This is a genomic window from Psychrobacillus syltrankelensis, from assembly GCF_055454035.1.
In genome coordinates, this window is sequence record NZ_CM144227.1 from 2,180,866 (window position 1) to 2,200,217 (window position 19,352).

General features: G+C 34.6%; 14 protein-coding genes, 1 other RNA gene and 1 pseudogene. 5 read left to right on the forward strand and 11 right to left on the reverse strand.

The annotated features are described in order from the left end of the window. Window positions 1-34 precede the first annotated feature (34 nt). Window positions 35-1,490: pseudogene (gene hpaB, locus ACTSKG_RS10490) on the forward strand (4-hydroxyphenylacetate 3-monooxygenase, oxygenase component). Between the two features lie 249 nt (window positions 1,491-1,739). Here the strand turns inward: hpaB and ACTSKG_RS10495 are convergent. From ACTSKG_RS10495 to ACTSKG_RS10510, 4 genes are all read right to left on the reverse strand, one after another. Next, window positions 1,740-2,153, reverse strand: coding sequence for a VOC family protein (locus tag ACTSKG_RS10495; protein ID WP_464754578.1), 414 nt, complete (start codon window positions 2,151-2,153; stop codon window positions 1,740-1,742). A 142-nt stretch (window positions 2,154-2,295) separates the two neighbouring features. Next, window positions 2,296-2,733, reverse strand: a complete 438-nt coding sequence (locus ACTSKG_RS10500; RefSeq protein WP_464754579.1) for a YybH family protein — start codon at window positions 2,731-2,733, stop codon at window positions 2,296-2,298. 337 nt (window positions 2,734-3,070) lie between these two features. Then, window positions 3,071-3,823, reverse strand: coding sequence for a hypothetical protein (locus ACTSKG_RS10505; protein WP_464754580.1), 753 nt, complete (start codon window positions 3,821-3,823; stop codon window positions 3,071-3,073). 4 nt (window positions 3,824-3,827) lie between these two features. After that, window positions 3,828-7,643 (reverse strand): AAA domain-containing protein, encoded by a 3,816-nt coding sequence (locus tag ACTSKG_RS10510; protein WP_464754581.1) that lies wholly within the window; start codon window positions 7,641-7,643, stop codon window positions 3,828-3,830. Window positions 7,644-7,995: 352 nt separating this feature from the next. Here ACTSKG_RS10510 and ACTSKG_RS10515 point away from each other — a divergent pair, with 352 nt between their 5' ends. Both ACTSKG_RS10515 and ACTSKG_RS10520 read left to right on the forward strand, forming a co-directional pair. Beyond that, entirely contained in the window at window positions 7,996-8,403 is a 408-nt protein-coding gene (locus ACTSKG_RS10515) for a DUF485 domain-containing protein (protein WP_464754582.1), read from the forward strand. Beyond that, window positions 8,400-9,923: a solute symporter family protein gene (locus ACTSKG_RS10520; protein WP_464754583.1), complete on the forward strand. Its 1,524-nt coding sequence runs from the start codon at window positions 8,400-8,402 to the stop codon at window positions 9,921-9,923. The genes ACTSKG_RS10515 and ACTSKG_RS10520 overlap by 4 nt, the downstream gene beginning before the upstream one ends. A gap of 40 nt (window positions 9,924-9,963) precedes the next feature. On the opposite strand, the gene gltS is transcribed toward ACTSKG_RS10520, so the two are convergent. Both gltS and hutG read right to left on the reverse strand, forming a co-directional pair. Continuing rightward, the gene (gltS, locus tag ACTSKG_RS10525; RefSeq protein ID WP_464754584.1) at window positions 9,964-11,151 is read right to left on the reverse strand and encodes a sodium/glutamate symporter; all 1,188 of its coding nucleotides are present in this window, start codon (window positions 11,149-11,151) and stop codon (window positions 9,964-9,966) included. Beyond that, a complete protein-coding gene (gene hutG, locus ACTSKG_RS10530; protein ID WP_464754585.1) occupies window positions 11,148-12,119 on the reverse strand; it encodes a formimidoylglutamase in 972 nt (323 codons plus the stop codon). Before hutG ends, gltS begins: the two co-directional genes overlap by 4 nt. A gap of 119 nt (window positions 12,120-12,238) precedes the next feature. Here hutG and ACTSKG_RS10535 point away from each other — a divergent pair, with 119 nt between their 5' ends. After that, a complete protein-coding gene (locus ACTSKG_RS10535) occupies window positions 12,239-13,120 on the forward strand; it encodes a LysR family transcriptional regulator (protein ID WP_464754586.1) in 882 nt (293 codons plus the stop codon). A 533-nt stretch (window positions 13,121-13,653) separates the two neighbouring features. Here ACTSKG_RS10535 and ssrS read toward each other — a convergent pair. Further along, window positions 13,654-13,848, reverse strand: a non-coding RNA gene (ssrS, locus tag ACTSKG_RS10540) — 6S RNA. A gap of 64 nt (window positions 13,849-13,912) precedes the next feature. Beyond that, the gene (locus ACTSKG_RS10545; protein WP_464754587.1) at window positions 13,913-14,440 is read right to left on the reverse strand and encodes a YhcN/YlaJ family sporulation lipoprotein; all 528 of its coding nucleotides are present in this window, start codon (window positions 14,438-14,440) and stop codon (window positions 13,913-13,915) included. A gap of 235 nt (window positions 14,441-14,675) precedes the next feature. On the opposite strand from ACTSKG_RS10545, the gene ACTSKG_RS10550 reads away from it, so the two are divergent. After that, window positions 14,676-15,608 (forward strand): NlpC/P60 family protein, encoded by a 933-nt coding sequence (locus ACTSKG_RS10550; protein WP_464754588.1) that lies wholly within the window; start codon window positions 14,676-14,678, stop codon window positions 15,606-15,608. Window positions 15,609-15,695: 87 nt separating this feature from the next. On the opposite strand, the gene ACTSKG_RS10555 is transcribed toward ACTSKG_RS10550, so the two are convergent. The 3 genes from ACTSKG_RS10555 to ACTSKG_RS10565 form a co-directional block, all read right to left on the reverse strand. After that, the gene (locus tag ACTSKG_RS10555; protein WP_464754589.1) at window positions 15,696-17,084 is read right to left on the reverse strand and encodes a UDP-N-acetylmuramoyl-tripeptide--D-alanyl-D-alanine ligase; all 1,389 of its coding nucleotides are present in this window, start codon (window positions 17,082-17,084) and stop codon (window positions 15,696-15,698) included. Between the two features lie 48 nt (window positions 17,085-17,132). Then, the gene (locus ACTSKG_RS10560; protein WP_464754590.1) at window positions 17,133-17,903 is read right to left on the reverse strand and encodes a YheC/YheD family protein; all 771 of its coding nucleotides are present in this window, start codon (window positions 17,901-17,903) and stop codon (window positions 17,133-17,135) included. An 85-nt stretch (window positions 17,904-17,988) separates the two neighbouring features. Further along, a complete protein-coding gene (locus ACTSKG_RS10565; protein WP_464754591.1) occupies window positions 17,989-19,263 on the reverse strand; it encodes a YheC/YheD family protein in 1,275 nt (424 codons plus the stop codon). Between the last annotated feature and the right edge of the window lie 89 nt (window positions 19,264-19,352).

Sequence of the window (19,352 nt, forward strand, 5' to 3'; positions counted from 1 at the left end):
TAAATAAATATCAATTGAAATTGGGGAGTGAAACATGGGGGCTATTAATGGAAAAGATTATATTAACCGATTAAATCAACTGAATAATGAAATTTGGTACGACGGTGAAAAAATTGAGGGGTTGCTCTCTGAACACCCTGCCTTCAAGGGACTTATTCAGTCAAAAGCGGCTCTTTATGATTTGCAACATGACCCAAAACTAAAAGATGAGATGACTTTTATTTCCCCAGCATCCGGAGAACTTATCGGCCTTTCCTATTTGCAACCAAAAACGAAAGTTGACTTGAGAAGAAGAAGAAAGATGAGTGAACATTGGGCTAGGTATTCGGGTGGCATCATGGGAAGAAGTCCAGATTATTTGAATACGGTTTTAATGAGCTTTGCCTCTACAGCGCCCTTTTTAAAAAATAAAGATAAATGTTTTCCAAATAACCTGCAAGCATTTTATGAATTGGCAAGGGAAAATGACCTATCGTTTACTCATACCTTTATTTCTCCACAAGTGAATCGTTCTTATATCTATTTTGAAGATAACGATGAGCCAATTGCAGCAAGAGTTATCGGTAAAAATGAAGAAGGAATCATAATTAAAGGCGCCCGTCTTCTCGCTACTCAAGGGGGGTTAGGTTAACAGATGAAGTATTAGTATTTAGCGTTGGTAAATTTCTATTTAACGAAAATGAAGCTTTTGCTTTTTCGATTCCTTCTAATACAAAAGGAATAAAGTTTATTTGTAGGGACACATTCATAGGAGGACAATCCTCTTTTAATCATCCATTAAGCTCGCGTTTCGAAGAAATGGATTCTATCGTTGTCTTTGACAATGTATTAGTACCTTGGAATAGGGTATTTTATTACAACAATGCGGAAGTGGCAGAAACTTTCCCAATTCAAAGCTCTTTCCATCCCTTTACTAAGCACCAAGTATTGAATAGACAAATTGTAAAAACAGAGTTCGTCTTAGGTATCGCTGAGCTTCTTATCGAACGATTAATATTAGTGAGTATCAACATATTCAAGAAAAGATGTCGGAAATTATAATTGGTCTAGAAACAATGAAAGCCTTGTTAGAAAAATCGGAGAATAACGCAAAATTAGATGAATGGGGATATATACGGCCAGAAATTTTCCCGCTTCAAGTTGCCGGTAACATCTTCCCTAAAATATATCCTCGTTTCACTGAAATTATCCAGTTAATCGGAGCTAGTGGAATGATTACATTGCCAACCGAAAAAGCATTTCAATCTATTATTAGAAATGACTTAGATTTCTATCTTCAAGGAGCAACTAAGAACGCAGAGGAACGTGTAAGAATATTTCGTTTAGCATGGGATCTAACAATGAGTTCATTCGGAGCAAGACAAACCCAATATGAGCGATACTTTTTTGGTGACCCGATTCGATTATCAAGCGATTTATATAAGAAATATCCTAAAAATGAATATGTAAAGATAATTAGTAATTTCTTAAATCTAAATAAGGAAGAGTAACGGAAGTTAATTTTTGCTTACTAAATAAAGGTTCGATAATTCCTTTAAAGTCAAAATACTACGCTCAATCTTTTGATATATTGAACGTTATGTTAATTCTATAAGTTCAACCAAAAGGAATGTTATTCCTTCTTGATCAACCACTAGGTTAGTTGAATAAGAAAAGGATTTATACCAAGAATACTTTTCCGTAACAAAAAAGGATCGCCGTAGCAACCCTTTTGAAACTTAAGAACCTGTTATCCTATTTCATTCTTTCGGCATCTTGCTCATATCCATATACAACACATTCCACCGATGACCATCCAAATCAGTAAAACCACATCCATACATCCATCCTTGTATCTCTGAAGGCTTTCCAAACATTGTACCACCAGCTTCTACTGCGTTCTTTGCCATTATGTCTACTTCTTCTCTACTGTCAGCATCAACGGATAGTAATACTTCCGTAGCTTGATTTGTATCAACAATTGCATGACTAGTAAAGCTTTTGAAAGTAGACTCTGGAAAAAGCATGACAGTAGCGTTACTATCCCCGATGATTAACTGTGCTTGATCGCCATTGCCATGTTGTTCATTAACAGAAAATCCAACTTTTCTGTAAAATTCTTTTGATTTATTGATGTCTTTCACTGGCAAGTTAATCCAAAATTGTTTTGGCATCGTTATTTCTCCTTTTTTAGTTCTTTTTTTGTAAGGCTATTGAAATATTTTTTAACAGCATTGTATTACAGTTACTACAAAATATTGGGTTCACTTCTTCTTAGACCAACGCTCTTGTTAGTGAAGCAGGATGGGATCATTCTTACTTTAGGTTAAAAATACCCTTTCCAGTTTCTATATTTATAGGTAATGATGAATGTTCATGAACGATGGACCAAGACTCATTTACTTTTTTTAAACAAAACGTGAATCTATTTGTCATCTGACGAATTACTTCCCCTGATTTGTTTTGAGCGGCAAACTTAACACCACCGTGAACAAAAGCCATATTTGAACTTTCCTCCACATCTAAGTCTATAAAATCTATTTGGAGTAAAACTCCTTCCTCATCTAATTCTGTAAACCATTCATTCACCATTCCCCTCCATTTGGATATACCGATGCTTTCCCAGTTTTCCCAGCAATCGTAAATATGTGTATCAGGCGCGTAGGATGATAAAAATCTCTCAACATCCTTCTCGTAAATGGCAGACTTGTAATTTTCCAAAACCTCTTGAACTTCACTAAATCTAGTCGTCATTAATTCATCCCCTTTATTGTAATCCAAAGTTTATATATATTATTACCTTACTATTCTGTACCTACAACATTTTTCCTTCTTCAACTACTAACTTTTTCTTTTTGTAAATTGCTTGTTCTAACCTCAAATAGTTATTTCATAGTGTTTATCTAAGCGGTTCGGTGCTAGGAAAACTTGATCTATCCTATAAAAAAAGCCTGGAGACAACTCTTTTTTTAGAGTTTGTCAACAGTCTGGTGTGATTTGCAGTGTTTGCACATCTACTTTTGAAATTAATAGAAATCGGTCTCGGTTACCTGTAATTGGTCTCACTCTGCCATTTAGGTAAGTTGAATAGCTAACTAACTAAATAAGTTTTTCGCCATTCTAGACGTTCCTTTTCATTTAATTGGTTTTCCAGTTTTTCGTCCCATCGATCTAACAAGGTATTCCATACTCTAGCGTAGATGATGTCTTCATCTTTGTTATAGAGTATAAATTCTATACAAGGCACATCTTCTATAAACAAATCGGTTGTCGAGACAATTTCTGAAATAACTGTTTGGACGTCTCCCTTTTCCAAATCGTCTGCTTGCAGAACATGAATGATAGACTCGTTTTCAAAAGTTGGTTCTTCATCTAAATAACCTTCTTTTACGTAACGATAAATATCGTACTGTTCCTCGGGAGCATCCTTTAATTCGCCTTTCAAAAATGTTTCATGGCAAGAACTGTATAGCACATTCTGTGTTTCTGCTTCTTGCTCTTCTTCAAATACTCCATCTTTTAATTGTTGGAATCCTTTATCGGTTAATCTATATACGTTCTCACTTTTTTCGATTAGTCGTGTTTTCAACATGATCTCTATTAAATCTTGAATAAAGAGCTGCTCCACTAGTAATAGTTCACTTAGTTTCTCTGCTTTTGCAATTTCCATTTTTTGAAAAGCAATTAGCATCATTTTCATCAGCACATCCATTTTCATCCTTTTCACCGTTGTAAATTCTACCTCCACAGAGTGAATAGGTATACTCCATGTAGCGGAATGCATGATTTTCGCCTTGATGTTTTGTTGTAGTTCTTTTTTTAATCGATTTTCCAAATTACGCATTTTGTTATACCCCTAAACAGACTTTATTAGTTCGTAAACCGTTTTTATTTTTTACAATATTTAGCAATCTAGAATACATTTCTCTTGAGTCTTTTCTTTTTGTACGCTCTGTAAACATGTGGGAACTTCCTACAAGAACTAACAACTCCCTTGCTCGAGAAAGAGCTACATTTAAACGCCGATAATCATTTGCAAATCCAATATCCCCATTGCTGTCCTTGTTATTCCGAACCATACTCAACAAGATGACATCCATCTCCATTCCTTGGAACTTATCAACAGTTCCAGTTCTGAAAGTTAAATGCTGCAAGTTCAGTTCTTGTTGAATCAATCTATCAATTCTCTTTACTTGTTCACCATAAAAACTAATAACTCCTATGCTTTTTCTTTCTTCCTGTTTCATTCTTCCTTCATTTTTAGCAGTTTCTGTTGCTTTATCTAAGTCAATTAATACTTCACGAATTGTATTTAGTTCTGCTTGGTTAAAACGACTTTTTCCGTCTTTGACTTTTTCTTCAAAATAAGAGGGTTCGTTCGGCATATCGATCCATAGAAGATGATCACCTCTTTTTACATAAGTAGAATCTAGTAAATGGTCACGCACAGAATCAGAATCTACTAAACCACATTGCAGGCGATAATTTTCTTCCTCATAAAACGGTGTAATTGTTTCCATAATACTTTCATGCATTCGATATTGAATGGCCAGCATAGTTTTATTGCTTTGTGGTAGATTTTTAAATAGACGTTCAAATAAAGATTCTTTTAATAGCTTTTTCAATTCATCTTTTTCCTCGAAACTATCACTCTCTTCTAAAATTGCTTTGAGTGTTTCATCGAGCGTATCTTCTCCAACTAGAGGAGGAAGCTGATGATGATCTCCTACTAAAATAATCTTCTTCCCTTTTAACATTGGCAAAAGTAATTCAGGTGGCGTGGCTTTCGATACTTCATCAATAATGACGACATCGAAAGTAGGATAATTGTCCATAAACTCTTTTCTAGCGGATGCCACACAAGTTGTCCCAATTACGTTAGCATGTCTCACATAAAGTTTTCGAATTTCATCCAAATCATGATCGTTTGCCTCTTTTAATAAGAAAAACCATTCTTTTTGAAGAGAATGCGTAATCGGTAACAGGTCTATTTCGCGTTTAAGAGACTCTAGCTTTTTTGAGGTAACTTTTAATTCAATTGATGTTTTTTCATGTTCTTCTTCCAGGTTCTGCTCTAATATTTCTTCTAGTAATTTAACTTGTCTTTCCTGCTCTAGACCTTCTGTATTTAATCTTTTGCTTTCCTGTTCTTTTTCTTGAAGTGCCTTTATATTCGTCTCCATTTGTTGAGCAGTTATTTCCGCCTCATCTTTTTTAAACGCTAGTCTGTTTACATATTGTTTAATCGTTTCTTCTGTTTTTTTTAAGCAATTATTTGTATTTTCTTTTTGCTGTATTTCCAATTGTAGACTATGTAGTGGTGGAATATTCTCTACCGCTCCTATTTGTCTCTGAATCTCAACGCTTCTCTCTACTAACAAATCAAGCTTTTCTTTTTGGGTACCGCCATTATCTTTTAGTTCATTTTTGTCTCGTTCCAACTGTAAAAAGGTTTTCTTGATTTGCTCTGCCAGTTCAACTTTAATCGTTTGAAACTTTTTAGTAGATTCTGACTTTGCATTATTCAAAATAATCCCTTGCTTCCAAACAAATTTCTTTCTTACATTCAAACCTTCCAAATATACTTCTAATTTTTCTATGTTTATTTCTCCAGAAGTTAGTAATCGTTTCATACTATCGATGAATTGATGTATTTCTTTCACTGAATAAGAAGAATCAAAAATGACCCCTTGACTACTCACATTATTTTTTACATTTTCTAAAGGTATATGATTCTTTTTTAATAAACCTTCCATGTATCCAATAGCTGATAAAAGTCGTTTATTTAGTTCATCCCAATCCTTAAAAGAACGAATTGTTTCTATTAATCGGTCCAACTCTGTTATTTGTCGTTCTAACATAGGAGATGGAGCTATTTCTTTTTGGTTCATAATACTTTTCAAAGAATCTAATTTGCGAATGGAAGGAATTTCATTATAAAACTGTTCTAAGCAATTTATTTTCATTTGAACTGCTTGATATTCTTGTCTTGTTACATCTACTATAGATTCTAAAGCTCTAATTTCCTCTATAGTTTGCTGATAAAATAACTGAACCCTATTCGTTTCAATTTCTAAAGCTAATTGATTCATTTTTTCTATTAATTCTGTTCTGGGAGGATTAGAGCTGATGAAATGTTCCATCTTGCTAATTTCCATCGTTGTCTCTTCGAAAGTTTTTTCTACAGTCTTTTGTGTATTTTCAAGCTCTTCTCGTTCTTTTTTCAGAAGAACTAAACTTTTTTTAAGGTTTTTTATCTCTTCCATTCTTGAAACGTATTCAAGCTTTGCTGCTTCTTTTTGCTTCACTTTTTCTTCTAATGAAATTAGTTCTTTTTGAAGTGACTGCAATAATTCTTCACAGTTAACTCTTTCATCTTCAAGCTGCTTTGATTGAGTGGATTGAGATTCTATTTCACCATGTAATTCACTTAACGTTTGATTTTTCCAATATTGTCCTACATTTTCTTCTATGAATTTCTTTCCTTCTTCTTCTATACTCTCTGTTCGACCGAACCTTAAAATACGTATGTCTTTATTCGAAAGTAATCTACTGAGGGCATTATCTACAGCTAAATTAGATTGGGAAGCTACTAAGGTACGTAATCCTGCTTTTGCATTCTGTTGGCATATTTCTGAAATTACAGTTGTCTTCCCAGTACCAGGAGGACCTTGAATAACATATAAATCTTTAGCGGACATAGCCCCTATTACAGCTTCTTGTTGGAACTCATTTAACTGATTATGGAATTCTAATTCTTCACGGTTATTGGTTAAACGTATAGTAGGTCGATCCTCAAATAGAATCTTCTCGAGATTAGCATTTGCTGCCAGGCCATTTTGAAGATCTTCAAACCCTTTTCGAAGTCTTCTAATTTGGCTAAGTGTAGCAAAGTTACTAAACACCGCTTCTTTCGATTGGGGGCTGAACTGATTTCTTCTCGCCATTTCCCGAAACCTTGGTTTAAGCTCGATTTCCACAATTCTCTTATTCCGATCAACTTTTAAAACATCACCAATGTCATTTTGAAAACCCTTCAAGGTTACACTAAGACTCTTTATCTTATTCCACTCGTTTCCATTTAAATTGCACCCCACAAGTGTCATTCGATTAAAGTCTTCATTTAAGATTATTTTTGAGTAAGCAGTTGTAATGTCTGCAATATCCGCATTACGCTCTTGAATCTTCAAATACCCTTCCCAACTAGAGATACGTTTCTTTACATATTCAGATCGTTCCTCTGCAATAGGTAATTCACGAATCTTTGTATGTAACTGGATAGGAAAACCTGCCCCATTATTCCGCGCAGTTATGAATTTCAAATTTACCGGTAGACGTCTATTTGTCTGAACTGGAACCTTTGAACCTCTTATGTAAAAGCCCGTTGCAAGCAACCCATCGTTTTGTAGAACGCATTCCATTACCGCAACCTTACCGCTTAACTTTTCTGTTAGTCTCTCATTCTTTTCATTATCAAAGTAAAGGGAAAGAGATATATTCCCATGAGAATTAACCGGACGCTTTTCTATATATATATGAAATGATTCTTCTATTTTAAAAAAGGCATGCTCATCTTTGGACCACTCTAGAATTCCTTTGCGAGCCTTATTTGTAATGATTAGATTGCAACGCATCGTTTCTAAATGGCTTAATTCTTTTCTCATAGACATGCCTCTCCTTAATTTTATATTTTGTTCAACTTATCTATGGTAGCATTTTTCAAGTAAATCTTGAATGTAGAAGTTTTCCACATAAATTTTAATATATTTTAATCAATTCCAAATGCTCAAAATCCGTGACAGGCTCACGCGTTCCGAGAGCGAGGCAGAGCTCCTCGTCACTTCGCTTCCACCAGGTCTCGTCTTTCTCGCTTTTATGAAATAAATTAATTTCCATAAAATATGAATATTTAGTTAATTTAATATTGATATTTCATCCATAGTTTCATATGATTAACATACAGTCAGGAACAGAATATTCCAAATACTGATACAATTTGTAATGGAGGAATGGAAAATGGCTAATAATTTAGAAAGCGTTTTCAACACAGCTAGTCCTCGGGACCTAAAAACTCTTTCAAAGGATGAAGAAGTAAACATTTATCCAAATTCAACTACCGGGATAAATTACAGTGCTATTGCACAAAGTCCCGAGTTCAAAGAATTAAAAAGAAAAAAGAATAGATTTATTTTACCTATCTCCATATTCTTTTTATTATGCTATATTTCCCTCCCCATATTGACCTCATACACTACTGTATTGAATAACAATGCATTCGGTGACGTGGCATGGGTTTGGATTTATGCAATTTCTCTTTTCGTTATGACTTGGGTGCTATGTATGATTTACGTTAGCAAAGCAAATGGCTTTGATAAAGAAGCCAACCAAATTGTTGAGAAGGAAAAGGCTGGTGGCTACGAATGAGTGGAATAGGTTTATCGTTCTTTGTAGGAATTGTGGCATTGACTTTATTTGTAACTTATATAGCTTCTAAACGAACAAACTCTGCAAGTGAGTTTTACACTGCTGGTGGTGGTTTGTCTGGTTGGCAAAACGGTATTGCTATTGCTGGTGATTACCTATCTGCAGCTTCATTTTTAGGAATTGCTGGTGCAATTGCACTTTTCGGATTTGATGGTTTCTTCTATAGTATTGGTTATTTAGTAGCTTACTTGGTTGTGTTATATATTGTGGCAGAACCTTTACGAAACTTAGGTCGCTATACATTAGCAGATATGATTACCGCTCGATTCAATCAAAAGAAAATTCGTGGAGCAGCAGCTATTAGTACAATAACAATTGTTTTGTTCTACATGATTGCGCAACTTGTTGGCGCTGGTGCACTTATACAATTATTATTAGGTATCGATTATTGGATTGCTGTATTAATTGTTGGAGTTATGATGACCATCTATGTTTTATGGGGTGGTATGGCAGCAACTAGTTGGGTACAAATTATTAAAGCTGTACTATTAATGATTGGAACAGTCATTATCTCTTTCTTAGTTTTATGGAAATTCAACTTCAATATCTTGGGTATGTTCACAGAAATGAAGGGTGCAACAGCACACGGTGAAGCTTATTTACATCCTGGTGTTAAATACACGAATGGTTTAGACACTTTATCGATAATGATCGCTTTAGTGTTAGGTACTGCTGGATTGCCACATATATTAATGCGATTCTTTACCGTGAAAGATGCAAAAACGGCACGTAGCTCGGTTGTTTATGCAACATGGATTGTAGGAATTTTCTACGTTTTGACTATTTTCTTAGGTTTTGGTGCAGCAGCATTTGTAAAACCTGAAACAATTATTGCAGCTAATCCAGCTGGAAACATGGCCGCTCCCCTTCTTGCGCAAGCACTAGGTGGTGACATTCTCATGTCGTTCGTGTCAGCTGTTGCTTTCGCAACCATCCTTGCTGTAGTTGCGGGACTAGTATTATCTGGAGCATCTGCATTTGCGCACGATCTTTATGGACAAATCTTCAAAAAAGGAAAAGTAACAGATAAAGAACAAATGAGAGCTGCTCGTGTTGCTGCTGTCGCTGTATCTATATTTTCCATAATCTTAGCATTAGGTGCACAAAGTATGAACGTAGCATTTTTAGTTTCTCTTGCTTTCTGTATTGCTGCAAGCGCGAATTTACCAGTTATAATTTATACAATTTATTGGAAAAATTTCAATACAACTGGAGCTTTAACAGCAATTATTGGTGGTCTTGTTACCGCGCTTGTACTAGTAGTATTAAGCCCAAATTTATGGTCTACCAATGGAGCAATGCTATTTACAGGAGAAGCAATATTCCCATTAACAAATCCTGCGATCATTTCTGTACCAGCTGGGTTCATAGGAGGATGGGTAGGTTCTCTCATCGGCGCTCGTGCTGATCAGAAAAAGTATGCGGAAGTAGATGTCAAAGCAAATATAGGTCTAAAATAAAAATAAGCGAAGAGCTTCGTTAGCTCTTCGCTTTTGTTAATTATTGAAACAAATTAATCGTAGTTATAATGATTGGCATCGCAAACACATCGATAAGGAACGCTCCTACTATCGGAACTACTAAATATGCCTTTTTAGATGGACCAAATCTATCGGTTACAGCTGCCATGTTAGCCATTGCATTTGGTGTTGCACCTAAACCATGACCCGTAAAACCAGCCACCATTACTGCAGCGTCATAATTTTTACCCAACAAACGGAATAAAACAAAAATGCCAAATAGAATAATGAAAATAACTTGAACAAAAACAATTGCAAGAAGTGGTAGTGCTAAATTAGCAACTTCCCAAAGTTTAATACTCATTAAAGCCATCGATAGAAAAATACCTAAAGTAATATCCCCAACTAATCCAATGCTTTGCATATCTACTATTTTAGGGTTTATTTTATCTACAATGTTTCGGACGATCACCGCAACAAACATTGCCCCAACATATCCCGGAAGAACAAATCCTGTTGCCGCAGAGAATAGACTCCCTAAATAAGTTCCGAGTGCCATACAGAAAGTTATAAGTAGTAATTGTGTAAAGAATGTATTTGTTTGGATTGGTTTTTCATTTTCCAAAGGATTAACTACACCCTCATCAGTTTCTGTAGGTTTCAAATCATATTTAGAAATAAGAAATTTCACAACAGGTCCACCTATAAGTCCACCTGCTACCAGACCGAATGTTGCAGCAGCGACCCCGATGGAAAGAGCTGAATTTATTCCAAGGTCTTCAACAGTTTGACCAAAAGCAGTTGCTGCTCCGTGACCACCTTCCATAGAAACGGCACCAGCCATCATACCAATTAGTGGATGCAAGTCGAATAAATAGGCCATTGATACACCAATTGCATTTTGTGCTAGAGCTAAAAATCCGCAAGCTAACCAATAGATTACGAGTAGTTTCCCACCTAATTTAACTAATTTAAAACTAGCACCTAAACCAATTGTCGTGAAAAACGTAAGCATAAATATTCCTTGCAAAGATGTATCTAGTGTTATTTGTAACCACCCCAACGATTTTGCGATTGTAGCGAATACTGCAAATAATAGCCCGCCTACAACAGGAGCAGGAATACAAAATTTATTTAAAAAACCAATTTTTTTCACTAAGTATGTCCCTAGTACTAATAGTGCGATAGACAGAAATATTGTAGTTACTTGATCAAGAGCTAGTGTCATTTAATATTCCTCCCTAAAAATGATGTAATTGCTTCGTTTATTAGATATGCACCAAGCTTTACAGTACGGTTATTTTCATCCATGGAAGGATTAACTTCAGAGATGTCGAAGGATAGTGTCTTTTTATTCGTAGTTACATTTCGGATAATGGATCGTACAACACTTGGATCTAATCCAAATGGAGATGAAGCGCTTACACCTGGCGCAAAAGCAGCATTAAGCACATCTGTGCATAAAGTAATCATTATATAATCTTGTTGGCTAATAAAATCATTGATTCTTGCGTTCACATTATCCATTTCACTTTTATGCATACTTTCTTCCAGAATATAAGTAGCTCCCAATTCATCTGCACGATCAAATAATTCTTGTGTATTTCCGTAACGTTGAATGCCAACTATGAAATAGCTACTATTTTCATCCTGATCTAGTATTTGTTTAAACATCGTGCCAGAAGAAGTTTGCTCATCGTATGAACGCAAGTCAAAATGGGCATCTATATTAATAATCCCTAACTTTGCTTCTTGGCCAATATAATTTCGCACACCAACATAATGTCCGTAAGCGGTTTCATGTCCGCCACCAAGAATAATAGGAGTCATTTTTTCACTCAAAACTTTAGTTACAACTTCTCCCAGCTGTTCTTGTGCTTTTTCTAAATTTTCATCGTTGCATGCAACCGTTCCAATATCTGCAAGATGCTTATCTTCAGGCAATTTCCATGGTAATTTAGCCAATTCTGAACGGAGAGCATTAGGAGCTTTTGCCGCACCTATATTTCCTTTATTTCTACGGACACCTTCTTCACTTTCAAAACCAATAATGACACATGTTTCTCCATTAGTCTTGTAATCCTCTATTTTGGGTAACTGTACTATTTGGTGATATCGAAAACTCGATCTATTTATAAGATGATCAGTACGTCCCGACCAAATACCATCTTTAACTTCGTTTATCAAGCTACTCATCCTTTCTGAACTATTAGAATTTATATTTTCTAAATTATATAGGAACATATTTATAATTTCTAATATATAATTAATATAAAACCATAGTTTTAAACTATAAATGATATGAGGTAATATTTTTGGATCTAAAACAACTTTCATATTTTGTAACGATTGTCGATCAAATGAGTTTTTCTAAAGCAGCTCAAATACTTCACATTTCTCAGCCATCGCTAAGTAATGCAATAAAAAGTTTGGAAAGCGAATTAGGTTTTCAAATTCTTGAACGCAACACAAGAAAAATAGGGATAACAGAAGCAGGACAGATATTATATAAAAGAGCAGTACATCTCTTATTGGAAATGGATATTGTAAAAAAAGAAATGGTTGAAGTAAAACATATTGGAAACGGAGAGTTACAAATTGGAATGATCGAGTCGGTAAAACATTGGATTCCAAAAGTAATTCTTCAATACATTCAGGAATTTCCCGAAGTTTGTATAAAATTGACGGAGGTTTTAAGTGGGAGCGACGTTAAAAACTCTTTAAGAAACTATGAAACACATATGATTATTACAAACCAGTACATTCAAGAAAATGATATAACAACGATTCCTTTGTATCATGAAAAGCTCGTTTTGCTACTACATGTTGACCACCCACTCGTAAATCGCGAATCAATAACATTGAATGATTTGACTGAAGAACCGTTCATTATTAGTAATGAGGGGTTCCAAACGAGGCAAGATGTTCTAAAGGCATTTGAGATGGAAGGAATTAAACCTAACATAAAATATGAGATTGAGCGATTCGAAACGGCTTTAAGTTTGGTACGGGAAAACATTGGTATTACTTTAATACCCGAAAATTATCTACAGGGAACTCAAGATAAATCTATAGTTAAACGATCTATTGATTCAAACGGGGTAGATCGAATTGTGTATTTGACTTTCTTAAAAAATCGTTATGTATCCCCATCAATTCATGCTTTTATTAATAAAACAAATGCATATTTTAGTTAAGTTTGCAAGACTTCTAATGTTTCCATAAGAAAAGCACAAGCGTCCTTTAAGTGCACCTGGTCAGCAACAATTCCCGAGTGCTTTGGACTTAACATTGGCTACACTATTAACGAAGAATCTTATGGAGGATCTGAAGTGACTGCGTCACTTCAGATCCTCTTTTTCGGTAATCTTGTAGCGGATGTTTGTCCGTCGCCCTCTTGAAATATTTAGAGTAATGGTGCATTAGGTCTGGTTAATGAGAAAATAAATCCCTTCCCATTCTTTTAAAAGCGGACGAAGATGCAATTTCGTCCGCTTAAGCCTTCTTTACCTATAGATGCTATCTATATTTTTAGGTTCCGCTTGCCCTCTAGATAAACAATGGAAAGTACTAGTTTATTATTTCTAAGAAGCATAATTTCTTTCTTACTTGCACCGTTGATTAGCAAGAACTCAAGACGAATTGCATTATTCCTTCTGCAGCGGAAATCAACCTTCTAACAGCAAAAAGACCGGCTTCCAATGGAAACCGGTCGTTTATTATTAGTTTTAGGTAAGCCGCCTTTGCCGTACTCTAATAAGAAAGTTTTAAACCACCACTCCTCAAAGTGGGTGTTCGCAAAAGTTATCCTGCTTGTCCTCATTGTCAAAAGAGAATGAAGCATGTCATTCCAACTTCTATATAAAACTCCCTGTTACAGCATAAAGGTTAAAACTTAATATCCATACGTACAATGCAGCCTATGTGAATATAATATACCCATTTTAGCTATTTATCAACGGTAATTGCTTCCACATTGGGAAACATAATTAATGAGCGTCAGGGAATACTCTTTTTATTGTATCGGAGAACTCTTTAAAAAACCCTGCTACTGGTTCATGTGCTCTAATTTTTTGTCCATAATCTTTAAATTGTTTTGCAAGGTCTGGGTTTGTTGACACATATACATTGTTAAAATTAGCATTTGTAGCCCTAGCTTGATCCGCAATCTTAGTATTCAACGCCTCACTATCATTAACGCCTTTTTTAAGTGTCACAGCAACATAGGCATTTTTGTTAGTTACAATAACATTTGCACTTTCCACTTCTTTCATTTCTGTAATTTTGGTAGCAACGTCATCCGCCAATTCCAACTTGTCCGTGTTATTTGGATTTACACCCGTAGTCGTTGCTTCATTAGTGGTTGTAGTTGTTTCATTAGTGCTTGGGGCTGTAGTATTAGATGAACCAACGGGTGTTTCTGTAGTAGGGGTATTATTTGCAGTCTTGTGTGTTCCACACCCCACTAGTGAACTAATTAGAAGCAAAGTAATAGAAATTTGTAGTATTTTACTCAATGAAAAATCCTCCTTTTATCTCAATGAGATTAGCATGACCTATTTTGTCATTTTTATTCATAGGTAAGCTGTAATATTTGTAATCAAACTGTAAATTACATCTTTGAACCTAATAACGCCAAGGACTTAGGTCATCTTAGGTTGTTCAGTGGAATAACTTTCCTCCGAGTTCTTCTACTTTTACATGCTAAAATCGGTGCAAGTAACAAATAAAAAAACTTATTGGAGGTACTCGATGAAAAAACGTTTCGTTGCAACTACATTATCAGTCGTTATCGGTTTTAGTGCGCTAGGGGTTACTCCTTCAGCTATTCATCCCATAAAAGCCTCTGCTGCAACAATTAATATACAAAATAATCAACAAGCAGTAGAAACAAAGGCAAATCAATTAATACAAACTGGGAAAAGTTTAATAGGAAAGTCTACTTACAGCAATTCAGTGTACAAGCCAACTTACCCTTACAAATTTTCATGCGCAAGTTTTCTTATGTACATTTTCGAGAAAAATGGAGTAGATCTTGGGACATACAATGAAGATTATATGATGAAACAAGGTTCTTATGTACCTAGAAGTCAACTACAAAAAGGGGATTTAGTCTTCTTTAGAAGCAAAACAACGGGCACAGATCCAGATCATGTTGCTATGTACATTGGAGACAATAAAGTAATACACATGGCTGACTCTAAACAAAATATTGTCATCTCAGATTTAAATAGCAAACCTTATTACACAGACAATTATGTTACAGCACGTAGAGTATTACCAACTCTACTCCCTTCTAATCCAGCAACTAAAGGGGATAAGGTTGTTACGAAAGCATATAGTTTAATTAATAAAGTTAAAATGGGTAGTGTCAATAATGCATCGTCATTAAATTTTACTGCAACTGGTTTTGTCGACTACGTGTATAAAACAAATGGGGTAAATTTAGGCACATCCAATTTGAAAGATCTAATGAACAAGGGGACAACTGTTTCGCGCGCAAATTTAAAGAAGGGTGATCTGATCTTTTTTAATAGTGTCAAAGGATCAAAAACACCATCGATGGTAGCAATTTATGCTGGCGATTACCGAATCATCATTCCAAATTCAAGTGGAGTTCTATCCAGAGTTTTATTTGTTGATTATTATAACCAACACTATATGACTGCAAAACGTGTTTTGTAAGTTAGTGTTTTATTAAAGTTTCCTAGAATTTAGTCACTTAAAAAGAAGCATTCCTCGTATGTTACGAGAATGCTTCTTTTTCATGTATCAACTATTTTCTTTTAACTTATTTGCAAAGTCAATCATGGAGCGGCTGGACATGGGTCCCTTAATAAGTAAAACTGCTTGGTTGTCTAGCTTTGGTTTTAGAATTTCCATTACACCATTTACATCTTTAAACATATGAACATCCGCTTTCGTTCCATCTTTTATTGCTGTCTTTGCTATTTCTTCTGCCTTACTTCCGATTGTAATCAAAGTATGAATATTTCTTTTTGCAATCAGACTACCGATTTCAGCATGATATTTTTTTTCAAAGTTTCCTAATCTATTAATATCTCCTAGAACTAGAATGACGTTTTTACTTGCACCAATTGAATCTAGTACCTTTAACGCAGCCTCAACAGAAGTTGGATTATTTGTCCACGTATCATCAATAATAGTACTTCCACCTTTTCCAGTAGAAAATTCTAAGTGTCTACCCATATTTTTAAATGTTGCTAGACGTGAGATGGCTCTAGAAATATCCATCCCCATTTCATTTACTGCAGCGATTGCAGCAAGTGCATTGTATACTTGATGTTCTCCATATCCAGGTATAAAGGCTTTATACTCTTTATTTAAATAATTAATATGAAACTTCATGCCATTTTCAGTGAATTGAATATCGGATGCCATAAAATCAGATTTTGAAGTCTTACCGATATAGATGATTTTTCCTTTAAATGAGTGCAAAGGAACTTTTTTAGTATTCGCATCATCTGCATTTATGATTAATGTTCCATCTTTTGTTATACCATCGACTATTTCTGATTTTGCTTTTATATAACCTTCTAGATTTCCACACCCATCTAAATGATGAACACCAATATTAGTGATGATTCCGATGGTTGGCTGATAGATCATACACTGGTGCTTAATATTACCAGTATTACCTAATCCGAGTTCAAACACTGCAGCATTTGTTTTTTCATTGATTCCCATCAAGTATGGAAATGATTGACGAGGCTCATTTTTACTACTGAAGGATGCTTGCACATTCCAATCTTTGCTTAAGATATGTTTTATTATCTCTTTTGTAGTTGTTTTACCACAAGTTCCCGTTATTGCAACAACTGGTATTTGAAACAAATTTCGATAATAATCCATGAATTTCCAATATGCTTGCACTAGACTTTTCACTTTTATGACTGTAGTATCTGATAGAGCATTTTTAAGCTCAGAAGAAGGTTTATCCGAAATTACAAGAGAAGGTCCCTTGTGATTTATTTCATTCCAGTTAACTTCGTCACTTCTGCTAACAAACAGTAACGTGTTTCGCTTTGTAAAATCATGCCGTTTATAATAAATTGCCTCCCTCACATCCCATTGTTCAGAACCACTAATTAATTCACCTTGAAGAAGATTTCGAATATCTTTCACCCATAGTGATTTCATTATTACTCCTCCTTCCTTCCGATTATACAAAGAAAACAAAATGATAAGTTATTCACCATTTTGTAATTTCCTATTTTTAACAATTCTTTTCCAAATGGCTTTATTTTCAAGGCCAGCAAATGCGCTGATACCTGGCGTTGTATTCACTTCGAATAAAATTGGTTTTTTTTCTGTATTTAACCCTAAGTCGATGCCATATTCCCTATTAGGATATTGTGAAGCTATAACTTTAGCAGCTGAAATAGATACTTTTTCTATGCATCCGAGGATTTCTTTCTTTTTCTTCTTATCCATTTGGCAATGTAACGATAATAATTCATCAATTGTTATTATTGTACTGTCTCGATGGTAATTCAGAATACCATTATCAGTAGCTAGCTGTGACCCGATATTTGCATACATGCCACCAATAACCCATTTTCCTTTTAGAAGTTGAACATGAACTCGAATGCTATGAGGGCGTCCATTTGGAGTAAAACTTTGAATACCTTCTTGAACAATATAATTCTCTTGTCTACCAAGCCTCTCAAATGGATGTAGCATTTTGTGAAAATCTTCAATTTTTGTAACGCATTTTGCGATTGGTTCACCTTGTATGGAATAACCGTTAAAACAGTAAGAGTCCCCTTTTTCTTTGTAAACTTTAAAAATTGCTCTACCTTGCCCGGTTCTCTCATGCTTTACATATGCGTAATCATAAGAACTTATAAAGTTCAAAAGATTGATTAGATTGTATTTTTTCGTCTGAGGAATACTCTGTTTTGTGTAGGGATCTTTGCTCAACAACAAATATTGCTCCCATTTTCCTAATTGTTTCATTATATTCACCTCATTTGTTTTTATATTTCTCTAGTTAATTACTTTGCACAAGAGAAGAGATTAATTTTTTCTATTTTTAAGTTTCTCAATCATTATTTTTTTCTTTTTGTTCTTTGAACATAGTTAGATCTGGGACATAATTTCCTTCAATAATCCATACTTTTCCTTTATTTGTTATACCTATATCGAAGCCTATTATTGTTAGTTCTGCATTGCATTTCTCAAGCTGGTTGGCCGCCAATAGACAAATTTTATCTATTTTGGCTTCAATCTTTTCGTTATTTATATTAGAGATAGTTGAATCCTGAATGGCATTTTCTAAAGGTAATAGTTTCTGAGCTGCGTTCGTAACGATAAAATTTTCCCCAGCTACTTTGACTATTTTGTCAGTAACAATCCATTTGGATTCAATCTTACGCGTAATTACCCTTACGTCCATTGGGCACTTATCTATCGTAGCCAATTGTACTTTTTGTTGCACAATATAATCCTTCTTAGAGAGAAAGATATCTTCAATATAACTATAGGTTTCATATGGATTTGTTTTAGTTATATTCCTTATTCCTGAATGAATTTCATAATTGGAAGGATTTTTCCTAGTAATTTGTACAATTCCTAATCCATGCTGCCCATTACAGGGCTTCACAATAATTTCATTAAATCTATTCAAATAATCTCTAAAGGTTACTTCCGTGAGTAAGTTCGTCATTGGCAAAAAAGGTAAAATTGTCTTATTTGCTCTAAGTGTTTGATATTGGTCCCACTTACTTATTGGCGAATGAAGGATTGTATCAGAAATCCATAAGCCCATTTTAGAGTCGAACAAAATTTCAATTACAATCGTATTGTAATTTGGGAATGATTCTCCAAGTTTTTTTGCTGCAATAATGGATGTACTCCTAAATTTCTTTAAATAATACCTATGATAAAACTGACTAAAAACAGAGAAGTCTTCATCATATGATATTGAAACTATGCGCCACTTGGCTAAAGAAGTCTTTCGATGAACTGTAACGATGGATCGATATGGTATAGGGGATTGGCTAGAGGCAGGTTTTCGTGGTTGGATTACATAATATTGTTGGTGTATTTCATAACTATTTATATACTCATAAACTTCTTCCTCAGTAATAACCGTAATTATTTTCTTTAGCGTTCTAATTTTATATTTATTATTTTCGAAAGAAATGATAAATTCACCAGGACCAAAAGATGGTTTTATTACTATAGCTTTATATTTTTCTAAAAAGCAGAATAATGATTTCTTCGAGAAGAGCACTGTTTCAACTAGATAATTACTTATTTTTATTTCTTCCTGCAATATTTTATATTGACTATGCCTACCTCTACTGTACTTCAATCTATACACCTCCTTTAAATATTCATTTTATATATTATTCAGTAAAACAAACTCTCTTTGGTTACTTTTTGAGTTTTATTAAAAGATTT

Bases quoted from the DNA above. Each gene is read 5' to 3' on its own strand.
- ACTSKG_RS10560 (WP_464754590.1), bottom strand. From the start codon at position 17,903: ATGAAACAATTAGGAAAATGGGAGCAATATTTGTTGTTGAGCAAAGAT.
- ACTSKG_RS10500 (WP_464754579.1), bottom strand. From the start codon at position 2,733: ATGACGACTAGATTTAGTGAAGTTCAAGAGGTTTTGGAAAATTACAAG.
- ACTSKG_RS10505 (WP_464754580.1), bottom strand. From the start codon at position 3,823: ATGCGTAATTTGGAAAATCGATTAAAAAAAGAACTACAACAAAACATC.
- ACTSKG_RS10510 (WP_464754581.1), bottom strand. From the start codon at position 7,643: ATGAGAAAAGAATTAAGCCATTTAGAAACGATGCGTTGCAATCTAATC.
- ACTSKG_RS10550 (WP_464754588.1), top strand. From the start codon at position 14,676: ATGAAAAAACGTTTCGTTGCAACTACATTATCAGTCGTTATCGGTTTT.
- ACTSKG_RS10495 (WP_464754578.1), bottom strand. From the start codon at position 2,153: ATGCCAAAACAATTTTGGATTAACTTGCCAGTGAAAGACATCAATAAA.
- hutG (WP_464754585.1), bottom strand. From the start codon at position 12,119: ATGAGTAGCTTGATAAACGAAGTTAAAGATGGTATTTGGTCGGGACGT.
- gltS (WP_464754584.1), bottom strand. From the start codon at position 11,151: ATGACACTAGCTCTTGATCAAGTAACTACAATATTTCTGTCTATCGCA.
- ACTSKG_RS10515 (WP_464754582.1), top strand. From the start codon at position 7,996: ATGGCTAATAATTTAGAAAGCGTTTTCAACACAGCTAGTCCTCGGGAC.
- ACTSKG_RS10555 (WP_464754589.1), bottom strand. From the start codon at position 17,084: ATGAAATCACTATGGGTGAAAGATATTCGAAATCTTCTTCAAGGTGAA.
- ACTSKG_RS10520 (WP_464754583.1), top strand. From the start codon at position 8,400: ATGAGTGGAATAGGTTTATCGTTCTTTGTAGGAATTGTGGCATTGACT.